This is a genomic window from Bacillus sp. TH13, assembly GCF_016651175.1.
In the GTDB taxonomy this organism is placed as follows: domain Bacteria; phylum Bacillota; class Bacilli; order Bacillales; family Bacillaceae_G; genus Bacillus_A; species Bacillus_A thuringiensis_S.
Genome location: NZ_JAEKEJ010000025.1, coordinates 3,265,530 through 3,285,233 on the forward strand (window position 1 = coordinate 3,265,530; position 19,704 = coordinate 3,285,233).

Genomic DNA, 19,704 nt, shown 5'->3' on the forward strand with positions numbered 1-19,704 from the left:
TAATTACTACGAAAGAAAGAGGAGGATCCCCCTAGATGAATCCAAATAATCGCTTAACAACAAACCAAGGTGCTCCAGTTGGAGACAACCAAAATTCTCGTACAGCTGGTCGTCGTGGACCAGTATTATTAGAAGACTATCATTTAGTAGAAAAACTTGCACACTTTGATCGTGAACGTATTCCGGAGCGTGTTGTGCATGCACGTGGTGCAGGTGCTCACGGTGTATTCGTAACGAAAAATAGCATGAAGCCATATACGAAAGCAGCATTTTTACAAAATGAAGGAACTGAAACACCTGTATTTGTTCGTTTTTCAACGGTTATTCATGGTCAAGGTTCTCCGGAAACAGCTCGTGACCCACGCGGTTTCGCAGTTAAATTTTATACAGAAGAAGGAAACTACGATATCGTAGGTAATCATTTACCAGTTTTCTTCATTCGTGATGCAATTAAATTCCCTGACATGGTTCATTCTTTAAAACCAGCACCGGATACAAATATTCAAACGCCAGATCGTTATTGGGATTTCATGACGTTAACTCCAGAGTCTACACATATGATGACATGGGTATTTTCTGATTATGGTACACCAGCAAGCTATCGTGAAATGGAAGGTTTCGGCGTCCATTCATTTAAATGGATTAATGAAGAAGGTAAAATTGTTTATATTAAATACCACTGGAAACCGCAGCAAGGTGTACGTAACTTAAATGCGAAAGAAGTGCAAGAAGTACAAGGGAAAGACTTCAATCATGCAACTCGTGACTTGTTCGACGCAATCGAAAAAGGAAATCATCCGAAATGGGATTTACACGTACAAGTTATGCAACTTGATGAAATGGATTCTTTAGACTTTGATCCACTAGATCCAACGAAAGTATGGCCAGAAGATCGCTTCCCGTTAATTGAAGTAGGGACAATGACGTTAAATCGTAATCCGAAAAACTTCTTTGCAGAAGTAGAACAAGTAGCATTCTCTCCAAGTGCAACTGTAAATGGTATTGAACCATCGGAAGATAAATTATTACAAGGTCGTTTATTCTCTTACCCAGATACACAGCGTTATCGTCTTGGTGCAAATTACTTGCAAATTCCTGTAAACTGCCCGTACGCAGCTGTTCATAACCAACAACGTGATGGTGCGATGCAAATGAATCAAAACCCATCTACAATCAACTACGAACCGAGCCGTCATGCGGAGAATCCAGTTGAAGACAAAGCTTACCGCGATTCAACTATGAAAGTAGAAGGCTATGTATCTCGTGAAAAAATCGAGAAACCAAATGACTTTAAACAAGCAGGTGAGCGTTACCGTTCATTCTCTAAAGAAGAGCAAGATAACTTAATTGCAAACTTAACAAATGATCTAAAAGACGTAAATGAACGCACGAAATTACTAGCTGTTTGTAACTTCTTCCGTGCAGATCAAGAATACGGTATGCGTTTAGCGCAGGCGTTAAATGTTGATATTACGCAATATGTAGGAAATGCTCCGAAATAAATAGGAAAAGACGACCGGGTTTCGGTCGTCTTTTTTGTATAAATTTATGTGGGGTATTTTGCGTGTAAATTATGTCGGAATTTGTTTGTAAATCGATATGTTGTGTCGAACCGTTGATATATTGAAAGAAACAATCGATATATTTGAAAAATCGTTGATATATTTACATTTATACTAGGCGGGGTATGTTGCCCCGTGCGCAAAAAAAGGGATGCAATCTATTACTAATAGATTGCATCTCTTTTTTAGTTTGCTCGCTCTGCATGTTCATAAGCCTTCTCGCCATGCATCGAAATATCAAGTCCCATGTGTTCCTCGTGCTCATCTACTCGAACAGGGAGGAAGAAGTTAATAACTTTAATAATGGCATACGTCATGATGATCGTGAATGCATATGTTGCACCGATCGCTATAAGTTGTTTAAACAGTAAAGCCGCATTTCCGTAAAACAATCCGTTCGCACCATCCCCGTTTACGGTAGTAGTTGCAAATAGTCCTGTTGCAATACCGCCCCAAGTTCCTCCGATACCGTGGCATCCAAAGGCATCAAGTGTATCGTCATACCCGAATTTTGTTTTTAAGAAGAAAACGGCGCCAAAGCATAATATACCACCAATTGCTCCGATAAGAAGAGCGGAGAAAGGTGTAACGAACCCGCAAGCTGGTGTAATAGCGACTAGACCAGAAACAACTCCGCAAGCAGCTCCCATCGCAGTCGGTTTTGATTGGAAGAACCATTCAGAAAGCATCCAAGTTAGAGCGGAGGCAGCAGCGGCTATATTTGTATTAACAAATGCAGTTAAAGCTACGTCGTTTAAGGATAATGCGCTGCCGACGTTAAAACCGAACCAGCCAAACCATAATAAGCCTGCGCCTAACATTGTAAATGGCAAATGATGAGGAGAAGAACCATTTATGTTTTTTCGTTTTCCAAGGAAAATAGCTAATACAAGACCAGCAACTCCGGAAGTGATGTGAACGACGTTTCCGCCAGCGAAGTCTAGTGCGCCAAGTTCCCTTAGCCACCCGCCGACGCCCCATACCCAATGAGCGACAGGATTGTAAACGATCGTTGTCCATAGAAGGATAAAAATAAGAAAGGCAGAAAATCGCATTCTTTCAGCGAATGCACCTGAAATTAAAGCTGGAGTTAAAATGGCGAACATGAGTTGAAACATCATGAATAAATTGTGAGGAATAGTAGATGAGTAGTCTGGATTTGGTGCGTAGGTAACTCCGTTTAGACCGAACCAATCAAGTGTACCGATAATCCCGTGCCAATCTGGTCCGAATGATAAAGAATAGCCGATAACAATCCATTGAATCGAAACGATAGCCATTGCGCTATAACTATGCATCGTTGTACTGAGTACATTTTTGCTGCGAACCATACCTCCATAAAAAAGTGCCAATCCTGGTGTCATCAACATGACCATTACTGTCGTCACAAACATAAAAACTGTATCTCCCATATTCATGAGCTCTCCTCCTGTAATGTTAGAAAAAATAACATCTATTTGTTATGTTTCATATCATATTCGAAATTAAACTAAAAATCAACTAAAAATTCAGAAAATTATATACATGATGTCAGGAAATCTAACATGAATTATTTTGTGAGGATTAAAATCGACATATGCGTTTCATTCGGATAATTGGTATAATATTCTTACAATTAAAAAGCTTGGGGGATGCGTGTGGGAAAAATACGGACTAGGAAACTATTCATTTGTTTTTGCTTAGCTGTTGTTTTGTTTGTACCAATACATACTTTTGCAGACGAAAAAAGAGAGTGGCGAGATGAAGTTATATACTCCATTATGATTGATCGCTTCAATAATGGAGAACCGAAAAATGACAAACAGTTAGAAGTTGGTAATTTAGAAGGGTATCAAGGCGGGGATATAAGAGGAATTATAAAAAGGTTGGATTACATAAAAGAAATGGGTTTTACTACCGTTATGCTTTCGCCACTTTTTGAAAGTGGAAAGTACGATGGATTAGACGTGCGAAATTTTAAAAAGGTAAATGAACATTTCGGGACAGAAAATGATGTGAAAGAACTTGTAAAAGAAGCTCAGGCAAAAGGAATGAAAGTTGTATTTCAATTTCCGCTTGGAGAAAACGAACAACAGGTAATTGACGCAATGAAATGGTGGATAAAAGAAGTTGATTTAGACGGAAGTTATGTTATACATAGTGAAAAAAAGCCGCGTTCCTTTTGGGATAACGCGCAAAAAGATATGCAAGTGATAAAGAAAGATTTTCGTATTATGACAAAGGAGGATAGCGAATACAACGAAAAAATAGTAGAATCGTTTTCCAAAGCGGATGTATCGGTGAAATCGTTATACGATGTGAGTAAAAAAGAAGGGGAATTTGTTACGTTTTTAGATGATCAAGAAACAAAAAGATATGCGCGTATTGCAAAAGAAAATATGTATTATCCGCCATCACGTTTAAAACTGGCGCTTACATATCTGTTAACATCACCTGGAATTCCGAATTTTTATTACGGAACTGAAATTGCATTAGATGGAGGAAGTGTACCCGATAATAGACGATTAATGGATTTTAAGTCAGACGAAAAATTTATGCAGCACATAACAAAACTAGGTGAACTTAGACAGGCGAGACCGTCTTTACGACGCGGTACGTTTGAGCTATTGTATGATAAGAGCGGGATGAGCATACTAAAACGAAAATATAAAAATGAAGTAACTTTAGTAGCAATTAATAATACGAAAGAAACACAAAAAGTCTCCTTACCTGCAAGTGCGATTGGTGAAAAACAAGAGTTAAGAGGATTGTTAGAGGATGAAATTATAAGAGAGGAAAATGGGGGATTTTATCTCGTTTTAAAGCGTGAAGAATCAAACGTGTATAAAGTTAACGGAGAAACAGGTGTGAATTGGTTATTTATCTCCTTAATCGTTGGTGTGAATGTATTATTTATTGCGTTTTTAATTGCAGTTAAAAGGAAACGTAGATGAGAAGGTGCTCGTTCTATGTTCATGTCTTCTTATTGTATTTGTAAGTTTGTTCGGTGGGGCAATAGTGTTTATTCTGTTGATATGAAATTTCTTAAGAGAAACGATACGAAAATGAAAACTTCTCTAATGAGAGGGGGTTCTAGGTTAGGGAGAAAGTCTTCTTCCTAGCCTGTTTTTGTGTCAATACGGATAGAGAAAGATCTTTGAAACGAACGATAATTGCAACTATATTAATTTTACATTACATTAAAAGTTAGAGAATACTCTTATACTAATATAGTGCTAAATAGTAGGTGGGAAAATGGAATTTTACGATTTGGGTATTACCATTAAAGAGCTTAGAATTAAAAAAATATATCACAATCCGAATTATGTCATGGAATATGTTCGCAAAGTCAAATTAGCAAAATAGAAAAAGGTATGATTTATCCATCTAGTATATTGTTATATCAATTATCAGAAAGACTTGGTATTGACCCGAATAATATATTTGCATTAACTCAAAACAAGAAATTTAAATATGTAGAAAATGTAAAATGTGTAATAAAAGATTGCTTAAAGCAAAAACAATATAAAGAACTTTATGAAATAGTGAAAAAAGAGAAAGATGAAAAAAAATTCCAGGCAAAAGAAGATAAACAATTTCTCCTATGGCATGAAGCAATTGCTGTATTTGAGGTGAACAGATCCATAAAAACTGCTTTAAAACTTTTAAATAATGCATTAAAACTAACTTTAACCAATGTTGATTTTTTATCAGAAAGAGAAATAGATATTATGCAGACAATGTCTATATTTTATGCGGAAAATAAAGAATATGATAAAAGTATTACTATATTAGGAAGATGTTTAACTAATTTTAATAAGTTAGATTTTCCGAGAGATAAAGCGATTAAATTAAAAATCATTTTTAATTTAGCGAAATGTTTAGGTATGACCTATCAATATGAAGAAGCGGTAAAATACATTGATAAGGGCATCAAATTAGCTATTAATCTAAATACTTTATACTTATTAGGTGAACTGTACTATTTAAAAGGATGGAATTTATTAAGATTTAAACAACAGAATGAAGAAGATATTGCAAATAACATGAAAAAAGCATTATTTATATTTGAACTAACAGAAAAAGAAAATCTGATAAAAATGGTTAAAGAAAAATATTTTGAAAACCAAACTGAAAAAAGCCACTCATAATTCATTTGGAAATCACTTGAAATATAATAAAACCTACAGGGGAAATCCCTGTAGGTTTTACACTTATAAACTTGCTTCTAGAATATTAGTGTTTAATATAAGAGTTTCCTTAACGTACTTTTTTATTTTGAAGTCTGCATCTTTATTAACCATTTATGCTTCTTTTTAACTCCATCCAAATATGATTAAAATTAAGATGGTTCAAGTCGGAGGAAGGCGCTTTGATGTGTCTTTTCTTATGACTTTTATCATTAACTATTTAATGTTTTTTAAATGATTACATGACATAGTTTTTTTGTACCAAGCTTTGTTGGTACAGTTAGACTTATCCGTTAGTGTATTCGTATTATTAGAACATCCTACAGTATTTAGGGAGAATGTGGCCAATAAAAACCATAATATTAATTTCTTCAAAAAACCACTTCTAACTCTTTTTTAATTAACATTTTTTAAGATCCTTATTAATTTTACATTACATTAAAGGTTGGGAAATATTCTTATACTCATAAATTGTTACGTTTTGGCGGGGAGAGGAATTATGAGTTACAGCGATTTTTAAGATGACTTTGGTCTAGGGTGTAGTTACTAAGAAAAGTAATTCAAATCGAAGGGGGAAACGTCTTGAGGTGTCTTTTTCTTATTTTCAATAAGGTCTGCTAAATACATGTATAAAACAAATTCTACAATAAGGCCTAGTTTAATCATGCATTCACTTGTGAAGTATTCGTATGGTTAGACTCTGTTCACTTAGCAATTTTCATCGCAGATGCCTTTTTTCTATGGTTTGTTCTTGTAATATTGTCTCTACAAAACTAAAAAGAAAACTCCTCTAATTAAGAGGAGTTTTCTTTTTAGCGGTAGTTAATAAACTGTACGTCGATTGGTAAATCAGCGCTACGAACAGCTGCAATTACTGCTTGTAAGTCATCGCGGCTTTTCGCCGTAACACGTACTTGATCATCTTGTACCTGTGTTTTTACTTTTAATTTCATTTCTTTAATGATGTTGTTAATTTTTTTAGCGTTATCTTTATCGATACCTTGTTGAAGTGTTGCGCGTTGACGAACAGTGTTGCCAGTTGCAGCTTCAACTTTTCCGTAATCTAAGTTCTTAATTGGAACGTTACGTTTTACAAGTTTAGAAATTAAAACATCTTTTACTTGGTCTAATTTGAACTCGTCATCAGAAGTTAAAACTAGTACTTCTTTTTCTAATTTAATATCACTTTTACTTCCTTTAAAGTCATATCGGTTTTGGATTTCCTTTAATGCGATATTAATTGCGTTTGTTACTTCAGGTAATTCTACTTTCGAAACGATGTCAAAAGAACTATCTTTTGCCATAGTTAGCACCTCCAAATAAATTTCTAATCTTGTTATGTACTGTACATACTAAAGTATAGCTGAAAACGAGTCTAGACTTAAGTGTTTTCGTACTTATATTCATGGAACCACATTTTATTATAGTGAATTTTGGGCAGTTGGACAAATACAGGGAAAATCATGTTATAATTAACTTTTGTTTGGAATGATAAAAAAGATAATTTTATATATATAGAAGGGAATTAAAAATATGTATTTGCAAATAGGATCGATTGAACAGGTAACTGTTTTACGCGAAACGGAAATCGGATATATGGTTGGGAATGAAGAAGAAGAAATCTTCCTACATAAAAACGAAGTAGCTGGAGAAATTGCAGAAGGCGATACGATTGATGTATTCATATACCTTGATCACCAAAATCGTATTTCAGCAACAATGAAGGAGCCAATTATTACAACTTATGATTGGAACTGGGTAAAGGTTGTAGAAGTCATTCCTAGTTTAGGTGTGTTTGTTGATATTGGTGTATCAAAAGATATATTAATTCCAGCTGATGAGTTCCCGATTTATATGCCAGTATGGCCAGAAGTAGGCGACGAATTATATTGTACGTTAAAATTAACGAATCGTGATCGTTTAATTGCTCTTCCAGCGAGAGACAGTGATATGCAAGAAATTATCGTAGATGCAACGCCATCTATGCGTAATAAAAACGTAAACGGACGTGTATATCGTTCACTTCAAGTTGGTTCATTCATACTAACGGATGAGCATTTCCGTGCTTTCCTACACCATACAGAAAGAAAAGAACAAGTCCGCATCGGTGAGCGTGTAACGGGCCGTATTATTGACGTAAAAGATGACGGTACAATTAACATTTCACTTCTTCCTCGTAAAGAAGAAGGAATGGAAGATGATGCTGCAGTAATTTATGCATATATGGAAGAACGAGGCGGAGCAATGCCGTTTTGGGATAAGAGCCATCCAGAAGATATTAAAGAACGCTTTAACATGAGTAAAGCTGCATTTAAGCGCGCACTTGGTAAGTTGATGAAAGAAGAAAAGGTTTACCAAGAAGAAGGTTGGACTTACTTTAAGAAATAAGATAAAAGATTAAAAAGCACAACCTTATCTAAAAAAATAAGGTTGTGCTTTTTTAATTTCCTTGCGGAGAAACAAGAGTAAATGTATCTTTCAAATCACTATCATTTATTTTAATATTTGCCTTTTTTAATTCCTCTTGTAACAATTTTTTGCTGAATACAGGATCAGCAGTACGTTCTTCCTCTAAGTTTTTGCGAATAGAGTTTTTTATCTCATCGTAAGGTTTTAAATCTTTTTTATCAGTTAATTTAATAACGTGATAACCGTTTGATGATTTTACGGGATTGCTAATTTGTCCAACATTTAGTTTGTAGGCAGCCGTTTCGAATTCAGGAGCCATTGTACCTGAATTGAAGTATCCAAGGTCTCCACCTTTATCTTTTGATAGTAGATCTTGTGATTCTTGTTTTGCTAATTCTTCAAATGAAGCACCGGCATCTAGTTTATTCTTTATTTCTTTCGCTTCATTTTCGTCACTTACTAAAATGTGACTCGCTTTAATTTCTGGCTTATAGTGGTCTTTTACGTCTTTTTCTGTAATGCTTTTCTTAATCGCTTCATTCATAGCAAGTTTGAACTTAATTTGATTTTTAAAATCCTCTTCATCTTTTAAACGATTGTTTTCTAATACTTTTTTGAATTGATCTCCATATTGTTTTTTTACTTTTTCTACTTCTTTATTTACCTCTTCATCAGGTACTTTATATTTTTTTGTGATGACGTCTTGTGCCATCATTTCGTATAGCATGTCTTTTCCGTAACGATCTTTCAATTGTTTTTCGAAGTCGTCCTTCGTAACAGTCGAGTCTGTTGCTGTGGCGACTGTAGCTGAGCCATTTTTTTGTCCGCAAGCAGATAGCATCAATATACTTATTAGTGCAGTAATAATAAAAATATGTTTCCCTCTCATGCCAACACCTCATCCGAATATGTTATCGCTATTGTAGAATATAGAAGTGAACATGAAGTGAATTTTTAATGTTTTTTTCCTTTAAAATGTAAAAAAGTACATCAACATAATTGTTGATGTACGATGGAATCAAAGGTGATCGGTCTTTTTAGAGTATGCACGTTTACCTTGCTGAATATTTTTTTGCTCTTGCTCATTTTTTTGTGTGCGTTTTGCATTATTATCGCGTGCTTTTTTGTCGTTATCACTCGTATGTGGCATATGTATCAACTCCATTTCTAAACGTTGTACGTTTATCATTTCCTTTTTCGTAAAGACTATGTATAGCGGTGCATTTATGAAGGGTAAAGGTGGACTCCAAATGGATTTGAAGTTGAATTATACTGAACTTATAAAGAAGTTAATCGTTGTAATCATCGCAGGTTTATTAAACGCGATTGGGATGAATTTATTTTTAACGCCAGCGAAAGTGTATGCGAGCGGCTTTGCTGGATTGTCTCAATTATTATCACAAATATTAGGTGATTTTTTATCGATTCACATATCTACGGGAGTATTGTTTAGCTTATTTAATATTCCTGTCGTTATTTTAGCGTGGAAAAAGGTTGGAAAGGCCTTCACCTTTTTTAGTTTTCTTTGTGTTATATTTATGACTTTGTTTCTAGAAATCATCCCTGTTAGAGCGGTTTCGAATGATATCATATTAAATGCGATTTTTGGCGGGATTATTTCGGCAATTGGAGTAGGGATTGCTTTAAAGTGGGGTGCTTCTACAGGTGGATTAGATATTATCGCCATGATTTTATCAAAAATAAAAGATAAGCCTGTCGGTACATACTTTTTCTTTTTTAATGCAATTATCATTATCGCTGCTGGCTATGTATATGGATGGGAAAAAGCGTTATATACGTTAGTGACTTTATATGTATCAACGAGAATTATTGATGCAATTCATACTCGTCATGTAAAGATTACAGCATTAATTGTTACGAAGAATGGGGCGGACGTAAGAAAGGCGATTCACTCGCGATTAGTAAGAGGAATTACAACGATACCAGCAACAGGTGCTTATACGAATGAAAATAAAGAAATGTTAATGATGGTTATTACCCGTTACGAGTTATACGAATTGGAGAGGATTATTAAACAAGTGGACCCAGGTGCATTTACAAATATACTGCAAACAGTTGGGGTGTTCGGATTGTTTCGGAAAGATTAAAGAGGACCAAAGTTGGTCCTCTTTTTTAATGTACATTCGTAATGTTTTGCAATTGCTCTTGCATTTCACGGAGCTGAACTTTTTCAGCAGTTGAAGAGTTTGCGTAAGCGGATTGCAAAGCATTTTTTGCTCTATATACGAGATCTTGTTGCTCAGTACCGCTTGAACAAGATACGGCATTTTCAACAGCATCTCTAGCTTGTTGGAATAGTAAGTTCCCCATTTAAACCCCTCCAAAAGAAGAGTTACTTCTTGCCTTTTCTGCCTCAGCTAATGTACCTCTGTACGGGAATCTTGCATCATGCTTCATAACAGCATCGGCTCCTTGTTGGATAAAACGTTTTGATTTGTTCTTTTTACCCATTCGAAAAACCCCCTTTATTTAGCTGAAAACAATCGACGCGATGTCTTATGCGTCTACTTATAGTATGGGCATTTGGCAGGAAACTATAAGTAGGGAATTTTTAGATTACAACCCAAGAACCTCTTCTAAATATAAAGCAATACCATCTTCTTCGTTCGTTAACGTAGTATGGTTTGCGAGTGATTTTAATTCAGGGATGGCATTTCCCATTGCGATGCCGTGACCAGCAAATTCAATCATTTCAAAATCATTATCTTCGTCACCGAAAGCGATAATTCGCTCTTGTGGAATGTTGTAATGACTAGAAATTTTTTGTAATCCGACCGCTTTATTTAATCCGCTTTTTACAATTTCAATAATCGGCCAAGGTGCACCCCATTTTCTATGGTCGATTACTTCCGCATGCATATCAGTTAAATGTTGACGAATTGCAGTAGAATGCTCGTCATGTGCGTCAATTAATAAGCAAGTTGGATGGTCATTTAAAATATTTAATAAGTCTCCTGTAAAAATCTTAGGAGAACCGAATTCGAAAATGTGTTTTTTATCTTCATCAATTTCACGAACATACACATCATCCATAACTTCAGCGTATATATTTTTTACGCCGAAATCAAAACAAGCTCGTACAATTTCTTGCGCTGTTGCTAGCTCAAGAGGAGAGTGATGTATACCCCAGTTTGAATCAAGAGGATGGTGCACGTACGCACCGTTAAAGTTTACGATAGGTGTATTCAGACCTAGTTCTTTATAGTAATCATAACTAGCGCGGAATGGACGTCCTGTTGAAATAACGACAACGTGTCCTTGTTCCTTTGCTTTTGCAATTGTATGTTTCGTTCGAGTGGAAATTATTTTGTTGTCTGTTAATAAAGTGCCGTCTAAGTCTAATGCGATTAAATGTTGTTTGTTCATAATTTCACCTCTTATAATAATTTTTTTGTTTCTATCTGTATTTCCGTTTTTAATATGCAGAAATAAGAGGTTAGACTGGGTGAGACCACCATAGATGGAGATTTCACTATATATCCATCTTACGTCGCGAAGTACTACGGTGTCTACTATTTCTCGTTGGAAATTAAGAAAAGTCAACATCTTTTTAGAAAGTTCAAATAATGTTTCTTTCATTATGTACAAAATGTGAAAAGGGTTACATTGCTCGTATGATGAGGCATATAATGAACATGTAATCTTCTCGTATATGTTTGACTCTCCTTTGAAACTAGCCTAGAGTAGGTTGGTTTCTTTTTTTCTACAGATAGGAAAGGAATTCCTTCCTAAGCTTGTGTCATTCATGTATATGTACAAGAATGAGATGTAGTACTTGTTTCCTAAACATGACAGAAAACCTTTCTTTTAAAATGGATATACTAATGAGGCAAGACGTCATGGAAGGAGAATGAAGATGGGACAAAATCGCAGGTTTCGTTCTGGACAAAAAGCGCCAAATGATGGCATTTACGTAGAAATTGGTGAAACGGGAAGTATGGTAAAAAATCCGCAAATGGTACAATTAACTGCCGGTGAAAAGTTTCCAGATAACACGAATCATAACCGCCAGTGGACATATAAAAGAAAACCGTAACAGAAGCCGCAATCTTTATTGCGGCTTTTTTGTTGTTACATAATGTAGTTTCATTTATCGTACTTTTTTAAATAGCATAATGAATGCTCCTTTTTTCTTTTTCCAATAATAAGTTTGAAAATGCATAGGCGAATTTATTGTATAAAAAAGTCAGTTGGCGTATAATTAAATCAAAGGTCAAAGAAAGTCAAACGTTTGGAGGGCTGTAAAGATGGACTTAAATCAAATGACAACAAAAACACAAGAGGCGATTATGAGTGCCCAATCTTTAGCGGTATCTCATCATCATCAAGAAGTAGATACTGTTCATCTCTTGTTTACATTATTAGAAGAGCAAGATGGGTTAGCAGTGCGTATTTTTCAAAAAATGAATGTCGATATAGAAGCGTTAAAGCAAGGCGCCGAAAGTTTAATTAAGAAAAAGCCTTCTGTAACGGGAAGCGGTGCAGAAGTAGGCAAATTATATATAACAGGTGCTCTGCAACAACTATTTGTAAGAGCAGGAAAAGAAGCAGAGAAATTGCAAGATGACTACATTTCAGTGGAACATGTATTGCTTGCTTTTTCTGAAGAAAAAGGCGATATCAATCAATTATTTACAAGATTTCATATTACGAAAGATAACTTATTACAGTCTTTAATGACAGTTCGGGGGAATCAAAGAGTGACTAGTCAAAATCCAGAAGCAACTTATGAAGCGTTAGAAAAATATGGCCGTGATTTAGTGGCAGAAGTGAGAGCAGGGAAAATTGATCCTGTTATTGGCCGGGATAGTGAAATTCGACGTGTCATTCGCATTCTTTCACGTAAAACGAAAAACAACCCTGTTTTAATTGGTGAGCCAGGTGTTGGTAAAACAGCAATCGTTGAAGGGTTAGCGCAGCGTATTGTGAAAAAAGATGTACCTGAAGGGCTAAAAGATAGAACGATTTTCGCGTTAGATATGAGTGCGCTCGTAGCTGGTGCGAAATTCCGTGGTGAGTTCGAAGAGCGTCTGCAAGCTGTATTAAATGAAATTAAAAAGAGTGAAGGGCGTATTTTATTATTTATTGATGAACTTCATACAATCGTTGGCGCCGGTAAAACAGAAGGTGCGATGGATGCAGGGAATATGCTAAAACCAATGCTTGCGCGTGGTGAACTGCATTGTATCGGGGCGACGACATTAGATGAATATCGTAAATATATTGAGAAAGATCCAGCGCTAGAAAGACGTTTCCAACAAGTATTAGCAGAAGAACCAACTGTTGAAGATACGATTTCCATATTACGTGGATTAAAAGAGCGTTTTGAAATTTATCACGGTGTAAATATTCATGACCGTGCGATTGTTGCAGCGTCAGTTTTATCAGATCGATATATTTCAGATCGATTCTTACCAGATAAAGCAATTGACCTTGTTGATGAGGCGTGCGCAACAATTCGTACAGAAATTGATTCTATGCCAACAGAATTAGATGAAGTAACGCGTCGTATTATGCAGTTAGAAATTGAGGAAGCAGCTCTTGGAAAAGAAACAGATCGTGGTAGCCAAGAACGTCTTAAAACGTTGCAACGTGAACTATCAGATTTAAAAGAAGTTGCAAGTGGTATGAGAGCGAAATGGGAGAAAGAAAAAGAAGACATTCACAAAGTTCGTGACTTACGTGAACATTTAGAACGTCTGCGCCGTGAATTAGAAGAAGCAGAAGGTAATTACGATTTAAATAAAGCGGCCGAACTTCGTCACGGGAAAATTCCAGCAATTGAAAAAGAGTTAAAAGAAGCGGAAGAAATGGGCGCGCATAATAAACAAGAAAATCGTTTATTACGTGAGGAAGTAAGTGAAGAAGAAATTGCAGATATTGTTTCACGCTGGACTGGTATTCCTGTTGCTAAACTCGTTGAAGGTGAACGCGAGAAATTACTACGCTTAGAGCAAATCTTATCAGAGCGTGTCATCGGACAAGAGGAAGCAGTAAGCTTAGTATCAGACGCGGTTCTTCGTGCTCGCGCTGGTATTAAAGATCCGAACCGCCCGATTGGTTCCTTTATTTTCTTAGGCCCTACGGGTGTTGGTAAAACAGAACTTGCAAAAACGTTAGCGCAGTCTTTATTCGATAGTGAAGAGCAAATGATTCGTATTGATATGTCTGAGTATATGGAGAAACACGCAGTGTCACGCTTAATTGGTGCACCTCCTGGATATGTAGGATATGAAGAAGGCGGTCAATTAACAGAAGCGGTAAGACGTAAACCATATTCCGTTATTTTATTAGATGAAATTGAAAAAGCACATCCAGAAGTATTCAACATTTTATTACAAATGTTAGATGATGGACGCATTACAGATTCGCAAGGACGTACAGTGGACTTTAAAAACACAGTTATTATTATGACTTCAAATATTGGATCTGCTCATTTACTAGATGGATTAGAAGAAGATGGCTCGATTAAAGAGGAATCAAGAGACCTTGTAATGGGGCAATTAAGAGGACATTTCCGCCCTGAATTTTTAAACCGTGTTGATGAAATTATTTTATTTAAACCTCTTACAACGAATGAAATTAAAGGTATTGTTGATAAAATTGTAAAAGAATTACAAGGGCGTTTAGCTGACCGTCACATTACAGTAGAATTAACAGACGCAGCAAAAGAATTCGTTGTAGAAGCTGGCTTTGATCCGATGTATGGAGCTCGTCCATTAAAACGATACGTACAACGTCAAGTGGAAACGAAATTAGCGCGAGAATTAATTGCAGGAACAATTACTGACAATAGTCACGTAGTTGTCGATGTAGAAAATAACGAATTAGTTGTTCATGTGAAATAAAAATAAAAAAGAGTTCGGATAAAATCCGGACTCTTTTTTTAGTGTTGTTCTACTGGCTCGTTTGGAATTGCAGCTGAAATCGCTAGTACTAATACAGCAAGAACAACTGAGAAAATAGACGCTTGGTTAAAGTCGTATGTACCGCCAGTCATAGAGCCGATTACATAGCTCATCATATGTACAAGTAAGAACGACCAAATTAATGCCCAAATGAAACGCATATTTTACACCTCTATTCGTTCAATCTGTCCTTATTGTAACACAATTGAAAAAAGAATATAGAAAAATATTTGTAGATTTTTCAACGCAAATTTGCATTCCGTTCATACATTATAAAAGAGTGGTTTTATATGTTTAGAAAATAAGGCGGGGGAAAAATGAGTATTACGGAACGTTTTTTTTACTTAGAAAAAGAACCATGTGTCATTTATTTACCGGAGAAGCCAAATGGATTTTCGGTTATGCTCCTCGGTGATTACAACTACTTTATTGAGAATGGTACAAGTTTATGGACACAGCATGCGGGAAGATCTTATTTTTTACATGGCCTTATTGAGGAAGGCTACACGGTCTTTTCTTCTAATTTATACGGAAGGCACTGGGGAAACGACCAATCTGTTCGTCTAGCAAAACGTTTATATGATGTTGTTTTGAGAAAAGAGACGTTAAATGCGAAAATGCACATAATGGCAGATGGTATGGGTGCGCTTGTAGCACTTGAAATGATGAACAAATACCCTGAATGTATTCGTTCTGTCATTATGTTGAATCCGTGTTTAGATTTACCAGAATATGTGGAATTTGAGAAAGAGCATAAGTTTTTTTACAAAAGATTAGTGAAGGAATTAAGTTTGGCGTATGATGCCAAAGAGGAAGAGTTAGATTTAAAAATAAATAAGAAATCATTTACGCTTCTTCCATCTTGTGTACCTGTCAAAGTTTTCGTATCAACACAAGAAAAAAGAGGAAGAAAACAACAGTTGCGTAAATATGAGAAAATGAGGCAATTAAATCAATGCGATACTTCTGTCTTGTTCCATCTGCAAGATGTGAAATATAAAATGGTTAGGCAAACGACTGATTTCTTTAAAAAATATGAAGAAGAATTGTGAAGCTCCCATATACATAAATGAGGAGCTATTTGTTTCAAGGAGAAAGGGTTGGTGGTATGGAACGCGTGCTGATAATAGGTGCACTTACGTTTGTAGGTTATCACCTTGTGAATAAAATGATCGCAGAAGAAGTAGAAGTGTATGGTCTTGATTTTGATGAATTCAATAGTATGACCAAAATTAATGAAGAGAAGTTATTGTTAATTGGGCGAAATGCGTTATTTACGTATTATTCGATAAGAGATGAAGATGGATGGAGATTAGTAGAGGAAGAGAGATTCGATACTGTTTACTTTTGCTTATATGAGCCAAATCAGCAATGTGGGTTTCGGAATGAAAGAGTCATATTACAATATTTAAAGCGAATTATAAGAATGTGTGAAGAACAAAAATTGAAGTTAAATTTAATTTCTTCTATTGAAGTAGGTAGTACAGATGAATCGGAAAATAAGCGCATATTTTTGAAAGTAGAAGAAGGATTGAAAAAAGGGGATTTACAATATAGTGTATTTCGAGTTCCTACATTATATGGACCGTGGCAACCGTCTTTTATGATGTATCATCAGCTCATTTTATCAGAACTGGATGAGAAAGAGTGCTATTATGCGAGTGAGGAAAACGGAAGTGATCTACTGTACGTGGAAGATGTATGTGAATACTTATGGGAAAATGGAATGAACGAGCAGCATCTCGGTATATACAATTTGCTTAGTGGTAAAAAATCATTATGGAAAAAAGGTATGAACCTTTTACGCGCGGATGATAAAGTAAATAAAGATAATAACGAAGTAAGAGATGAGGCTATCGAGGTAATTTCGATAAAAAGAAATACTCCGTTAGAATACGGTTTAAATAAGCAACTGGCACACATGAAAAAATATAAAGAGTTATACGAAGGGTAGCACGCGTGTTACACTATTGTATGTGAAAGTTTTAATGGAGAGGAAGAGTATAATATGAACGAAAAAAGCATGCAGTTTTTACAAATCGCAATGAAGCATTTACCAGAAGCAAAGGCCATTTTAGATGATAATGGAATTGCGCTTGATATGGAGAAAGCACAACCAGTATTAGAGTTATTGATGAAAGTTATGAACGAAGCATATGAGCTTGGGAAAGCAGATCAACAATAAAACCCTTTCTTTTTGAGGAGAAAGAGGCTCGAACCGTCGAGAGAAGCGGTTCGAGCCTTTTTATATTTCAAAAGAAACAGGAAAGGTATGTTTCTGTTTCTTTTAATAAACAATAAAGTGAATAATGCCTAGCTTTATGTTTTAGCTGAAATATATTCTAGACAAAAATACATTTATGTTTTAAAATTAGTACCAAGTCATAATAATTGATATAAAACGGAGGGCTGCGATGTGAACGTGGGCATTTTAGGGATCGGAAGATATGTGCCGGAAAAAGTAGTCACAAATCACGATTTAGAGAAGATAATGGATACATCCGATGAATGGATTCGTACGAGAACGGGAATTGCCGAAAGACGCATTGCCGATGATACAATAGATACTTCGTATATGGCCGTAGAGGCTGCTAAAAAAGCACTTGAAGATGCAGGGGTTAGCGGAGAAGATATCGATCTTATTTTGGTGGCGACAGTAACACCAGATCGTGCGTTTCCAGCAGTAGCTTGTGTCATTCAAGAAGCGATTGGAGCGAAACATGCAGCTGCAATGGATTTAGGTGCAGCATGTGCTGGTTTTATGTACGGAATGATTACAGCGCAGCAATTTATTCAAACGGGAACTTATAAAAATGTATTAGTAGTTGGTAGTGATAAACTATCTAAAATTGTAGACTGGAATGATCGAAATACAGCGGTACTATTTGGAGACGGAGCCGGTGCTATCGTAATGGGAGCTGTTTCAGAAGGAAGAGGCGTTCTATCTTTCGAATTAGGAGCAGACGGAAGTGGCGGTAAGCATCTTTATCAAGACGAGTATGTTATGATGAATGGCAGAGAAGTGTTTAAATTTGCCGTTCGTCAACTTGGTGAATCTTGTCTTCGCGTGCTGGATAAAGCTGGTCTTACGAAAGAGGATGTGGATTTCTTAGTACCGCATCAAGCGAACATTCGTATTATGGAATCTGCAAGAGAGAGATTAAATTTACCACAAGAAAAAATGAGTATGACAATTGAAAAGTTTGGTAATACATCAGCTTCTTCAATTCCAATTGCAATGGTAGAGGAATTGCAAAATGGACGTATTCAAGATGGTGATTTAATTATACTTGTTGGTTTTGGCGGCGGATTAACATGGGGAGCAGTTGCTCTTCGTTGGGGTAAATAAGGACTGAGAGAAAAAAAGGAGTGTATTTTGTATGGAAAAAAAGAGGGTCGTAATTACAGGACTAGGAGCTGTTACACCGATCGGTACAGATGTTGAAACAGCGTGGGAAAACATTAAAAAAGGTGTATCTGGAATCGGACGACTTACAAGAATTGATCCGGAACTATTTCCAGCAAAAGTAGCAGCAGAAATTAACGACTTTGAAGTCGAGAAATATATTGATAAAAAAGAAGCGCGCCGTATGGATCGCTTTACACAATATGCAGTAGCAGCAGCGAAAATGGCAGTTGCAGATGCAAAGCTTGAAATTACAGAAGAAAACGGACCTCGAATTGGTGTATGGATTGGATCTGGTATTGGCGGTATGGAGACATACGAAGAACAATTTAAGATTTTTACTGAGAAAGGTCCGCGCCGTGTGAGTCCATTCTTCGTGCCGATGATGATTCCAGATATGGCAGCAGGTCAAGTATCAATCGCAACAGGAGCGAAAGGAATTAACACTTGTTCTGTAACGGCTTGTGCATCTGGTGCAAACTCAATTGGTGATGCATTTAAAGCAATTCAGCGTGGTGATGCTGATGCAATGATAACAGGCGGAGCTGAAGCGCCGTTAACAAGTATGGCATTCGCAGGATTTAGCTCAGCGAAAGCATTAACATTTAATGAAGACCCAGCAACGGCTTGCCGTCCATTTGATAAAAACCGTAGCGGTTTCGTAATGGGTGAAGGTTCAGGTATTTTAATTCTTGAAGAATTAGAGCACGCATTAGCTCGTGGTGCTCACATTTATGCGGAAATCGCTGGTTACGGTGCAACTGGTGATGCATTCCATATTACAATGCCGGCTCCTGGTGGTGAAGGCGGCGTGCGTGCAATGCGTCAAGCTTTAGCAGATGCAGGTCTACAACCAGAAGATATTGATTACATTAATGCGCACGGTACAAGTACGGATGCGAATGAAAAGTATGAAACGATGGCAATTAAAGAAACGTTCGGTGAGCACGCGTACAAAGTAGCAATTAGCTCAACGAAATCAATGACAGGTCACTTATTAGGAGCAGCTGGTGCTGTTGAAGCGATCTTCTCAATTAAATCAATTACAGACGGAGTAATCCCTCCAACAATTAACTATGAAACACCAGATCCAGAATGTGACTTAGATTACGTACCGAATCAAGCGAGACAACAAGAAGTAAATGCAGTATTAAGTAACTCACTAGGATTCGGTGGTCATAACGCAGTATTAGTATTTAAATCGTATAAATAATAGATGAAATAAGGAG

The 19,704-nt window shown here is 36.3% G+C and carries 19 protein-coding genes and 1 pseudogene; 12 read left to right on the forward strand and 8 right to left on the reverse strand.

Annotation, left to right across the window (positions count from 1 at the left end):
* The first annotated feature begins 35 nt into the window (after positions 1–35).
* Entirely contained in the window at positions 36–1,502 is a 1,467-nt protein-coding gene (gene katB, locus JFU02_RS25345) for a catalase KatB (RefSeq protein ID WP_001069164.1), read from the forward strand.
* 245 nt (positions 1,503–1,747) lie between these two features.
* Here katB and JFU02_RS25350 read toward each other — a convergent pair whose 3' ends face one another.
* A complete protein-coding gene (locus JFU02_RS25350) occupies positions 1,748–2,980 on the reverse strand; it encodes an ammonium transporter (RefSeq protein WP_201071857.1) in 1,233 nt (410 codons plus the stop codon).
* A gap of 213 nt (positions 2,981–3,193) precedes the next feature.
* Here JFU02_RS25350 and JFU02_RS25355 point away from each other — a divergent pair, with 213 nt between their 5' ends.
* The gene (locus JFU02_RS25355; RefSeq protein WP_097888852.1) at positions 3,194–4,495 is read left to right on the forward strand and encodes an alpha-amylase family glycosyl hydrolase; all 1,302 of its coding nucleotides are present in this window, start codon (positions 3,194–3,196) and stop codon (positions 4,493–4,495) included.
* A 301-nt stretch (positions 4,496–4,796) separates the two neighbouring features.
* Positions 4,797–5,692, forward strand: a pseudogene (locus tag JFU02_RS25360) (helix-turn-helix domain-containing protein).
* Between the two features lie 851 nt (positions 5,693–6,543).
* Here the strand turns inward: JFU02_RS25360 and JFU02_RS25365 are convergent.
* A complete protein-coding gene (locus JFU02_RS25365) occupies positions 6,544–7,035 on the reverse strand; it encodes a YajQ family cyclic di-GMP-binding protein (protein ID WP_001040146.1) in 492 nt (163 codons plus the stop codon).
* A gap of 229 nt (positions 7,036–7,264) precedes the next feature.
* Here JFU02_RS25365 and JFU02_RS25370 point away from each other — a divergent pair, with 229 nt between their 5' ends.
* The gene (locus JFU02_RS25370) at positions 7,265–8,119 is read left to right on the forward strand and encodes a CvfB family protein (protein ID WP_201071859.1); all 855 of its coding nucleotides are present in this window, start codon (positions 7,265–7,267) and stop codon (positions 8,117–8,119) included.
* A gap of 52 nt (positions 8,120–8,171) precedes the next feature.
* On the opposite strand, the gene prsA is transcribed toward JFU02_RS25370, so the two are convergent.
* A complete protein-coding gene (gene prsA, locus JFU02_RS25375) occupies positions 8,172–9,029 on the reverse strand; it encodes a peptidylprolyl isomerase PrsA (RefSeq protein WP_001214223.1) in 858 nt (285 codons plus the stop codon).
* Positions 9,030–9,158: 129 nt separating this feature from the next.
* A complete protein-coding gene (locus JFU02_RS25380) occupies positions 9,159–9,290 on the reverse strand; it encodes a DUF3941 domain-containing protein (protein ID WP_001120851.1) in 132 nt (43 codons plus the stop codon).
* 100 nt (positions 9,291–9,390) lie between these two features.
* Between JFU02_RS25380 and JFU02_RS25385 the strand changes: the two genes are divergently transcribed.
* Positions 9,391–10,248 carry a YitT family protein gene (locus JFU02_RS25385; protein ID WP_000364431.1) on the forward strand — a complete coding sequence of 286 codons (858 nt, stop codon included), beginning with the start codon at positions 9,391–9,393 and terminating at the stop codon, positions 10,246–10,248.
* A 25-nt stretch (positions 10,249–10,273) separates the two neighbouring features.
* On the opposite strand, the gene JFU02_RS25390 is transcribed toward JFU02_RS25385, so the two are convergent.
* The 3 genes from JFU02_RS25390 to JFU02_RS25400 all read right to left on the reverse strand — a co-directional run bounded on the left by JFU02_RS25390 (position 10,274) and on the right by JFU02_RS25400 (position 11,527).
* The gene (locus JFU02_RS25390; protein WP_000527408.1) at positions 10,274–10,471 is read right to left on the reverse strand and encodes a DUF3813 domain-containing protein; all 198 of its coding nucleotides are present in this window, start codon (positions 10,469–10,471) and stop codon (positions 10,274–10,276) included.
* Entirely contained in the window at positions 10,472–10,612 is a 141-nt protein-coding gene (locus JFU02_RS25395) for a hypothetical protein (RefSeq protein WP_000516816.1), read from the reverse strand. It lies immediately after the preceding gene.
* Between the two features lie 105 nt (positions 10,613–10,717).
* Positions 10,718–11,527 (reverse strand): Cof-type HAD-IIB family hydrolase, encoded by an 810-nt coding sequence (locus JFU02_RS25400; RefSeq protein WP_001041241.1) that lies wholly within the window; start codon positions 11,525–11,527, stop codon positions 10,718–10,720.
* Positions 11,528–12,017: 490 nt separating this feature from the next.
* Between JFU02_RS25400 and JFU02_RS25405 the strand changes: the two genes are divergently transcribed.
* Complete coding sequence (locus JFU02_RS25405) at positions 12,018–12,197, forward strand: YjzC family protein (protein ID WP_000531422.1); 180 nt, start codon at positions 12,018–12,020, stop codon at positions 12,195–12,197.
* Between the two features lie 211 nt (positions 12,198–12,408).
* Positions 12,409–15,009 carry an ATP-dependent chaperone ClpB gene (gene clpB, locus JFU02_RS25410; protein WP_000365378.1) on the forward strand — a complete coding sequence of 867 codons (2,601 nt, stop codon included), beginning with the start codon at positions 12,409–12,411 and terminating at the stop codon, positions 15,007–15,009.
* Positions 15,010–15,047: 38 nt separating this feature from the next.
* Here the strand turns inward: clpB and JFU02_RS25415 are convergent, their stop codons facing one another.
* Positions 15,048–15,230 carry a YjzD family protein gene (locus tag JFU02_RS25415; protein WP_001211116.1) on the reverse strand — a complete coding sequence of 61 codons (183 nt, stop codon included), beginning with the start codon at positions 15,228–15,230 and terminating at the stop codon, positions 15,048–15,050.
* Between the two features lie 156 nt (positions 15,231–15,386).
* On the opposite strand from JFU02_RS25415, the gene JFU02_RS25420 reads away from it, so the two are divergent.
* The 5 genes from JFU02_RS25420 to fabF all read left to right on the forward strand — a co-directional run bounded on the left by JFU02_RS25420 (position 15,387) and on the right by fabF (position 19,688).
* Positions 15,387–16,121 carry a lipase family protein gene (locus tag JFU02_RS25420; protein WP_000028706.1) on the forward strand — a complete coding sequence of 245 codons (735 nt, stop codon included), beginning with the start codon at positions 15,387–15,389 and terminating at the stop codon, positions 16,119–16,121.
* A 29-nt stretch (positions 16,122–16,150) separates the two neighbouring features.
* A complete protein-coding gene (locus tag JFU02_RS25425) occupies positions 16,151–17,023 on the forward strand; it encodes an NAD-dependent epimerase/dehydratase family protein (protein WP_061666480.1) in 873 nt (290 codons plus the stop codon).
* Between the two features lie 54 nt (positions 17,024–17,077).
* Positions 17,078–17,254, forward strand: a complete 177-nt coding sequence (locus JFU02_RS25430; RefSeq protein ID WP_001003335.1) for a ComZ family protein — start codon at positions 17,078–17,080, stop codon at positions 17,252–17,254.
* Between the two features lie 231 nt (positions 17,255–17,485).
* On the forward strand, positions 17,486–18,418 hold the full coding sequence (gene fabH, locus JFU02_RS25435) for a beta-ketoacyl-ACP synthase III (protein WP_001100531.1): 933 nt from the start codon (positions 17,486–17,488) through the stop codon (positions 18,416–18,418).
* Positions 18,419–18,449: 31 nt separating this feature from the next.
* On the forward strand, positions 18,450–19,688 hold the full coding sequence (gene fabF / locus JFU02_RS25440; protein WP_000412645.1) for a beta-ketoacyl-ACP synthase II: 1,239 nt from the start codon (positions 18,450–18,452) through the stop codon (positions 19,686–19,688).
* The last annotated feature ends 16 nt before the right edge of the window (positions 19,689–19,704 follow it).

Coding starts and splice junctions, on each gene's coding strand:
- JFU02_RS25385 (WP_000364431.1), top strand. CDS start 9,391: ATGGATTTGAAGTTGAATTATACTGAACTTATAAAGAAGTTAATCGTT.
- JFU02_RS25380 (WP_001120851.1), bottom strand. CDS start 9,290: ATGCCACATACGAGTGATAACGACAAAAAAGCACGCGATAATAATGCA.
- JFU02_RS25365 (WP_001040146.1), bottom strand. CDS start 7,035: ATGGCAAAAGATAGTTCTTTTGACATCGTTTCGAAAGTAGAATTACCT.
- JFU02_RS25405 (WP_000531422.1), top strand. CDS start 12,018: ATGGGACAAAATCGCAGGTTTCGTTCTGGACAAAAAGCGCCAAATGAT.
- fabF (WP_000412645.1), top strand. CDS start 18,450: ATGGAAAAAAAGAGGGTCGTAATTACAGGACTAGGAGCTGTTACACCG.
- clpB (WP_000365378.1), top strand. CDS start 12,409: ATGGACTTAAATCAAATGACAACAAAAACACAAGAGGCGATTATGAGT.
- katB (WP_001069164.1), top strand. CDS start 36: ATGAATCCAAATAATCGCTTAACAACAAACCAAGGTGCTCCAGTTGGA.
- JFU02_RS25350 (WP_201071857.1), bottom strand. CDS start 2,980: ATGAATATGGGAGATACAGTTTTTATGTTTGTGACGACAGTAATGGTC.
- JFU02_RS25400 (WP_001041241.1), bottom strand. CDS start 11,527: ATGAACAAACAACATTTAATCGCATTAGACTTAGACGGCACTTTATTA.
- JFU02_RS25395 (WP_000516816.1), bottom strand. CDS start 10,612: ATGGGTAAAAAGAACAAATCAAAACGTTTTATCCAACAAGGAGCCGAT.
- JFU02_RS25355 (WP_097888852.1), top strand. CDS start 3,194: ATGCGTGTGGGAAAAATACGGACTAGGAAACTATTCATTTGTTTTTGC.
- JFU02_RS25415 (WP_001211116.1), bottom strand. CDS start 15,230: ATGCGTTTCATTTGGGCATTAATTTGGTCGTTCTTACTTGTACATATG.
- JFU02_RS25370 (WP_201071859.1), top strand. CDS start 7,265: ATGTATTTGCAAATAGGATCGATTGAACAGGTAACTGTTTTACGCGAA.
- prsA (WP_001214223.1), bottom strand. CDS start 9,029: ATGAGAGGGAAACATATTTTTATTATTACTGCACTAATAAGTATATTG.
- JFU02_RS25430 (WP_001003335.1), top strand. CDS start 17,078: ATGAACGAAAAAAGCATGCAGTTTTTACAAATCGCAATGAAGCATTTA.
- JFU02_RS25420 (WP_000028706.1), top strand. CDS start 15,387: ATGAGTATTACGGAACGTTTTTTTTACTTAGAAAAAGAACCATGTGTC.
- JFU02_RS25390 (WP_000527408.1), bottom strand. CDS start 10,471: ATGGGGAACTTACTATTCCAACAAGCTAGAGATGCTGTTGAAAATGCC.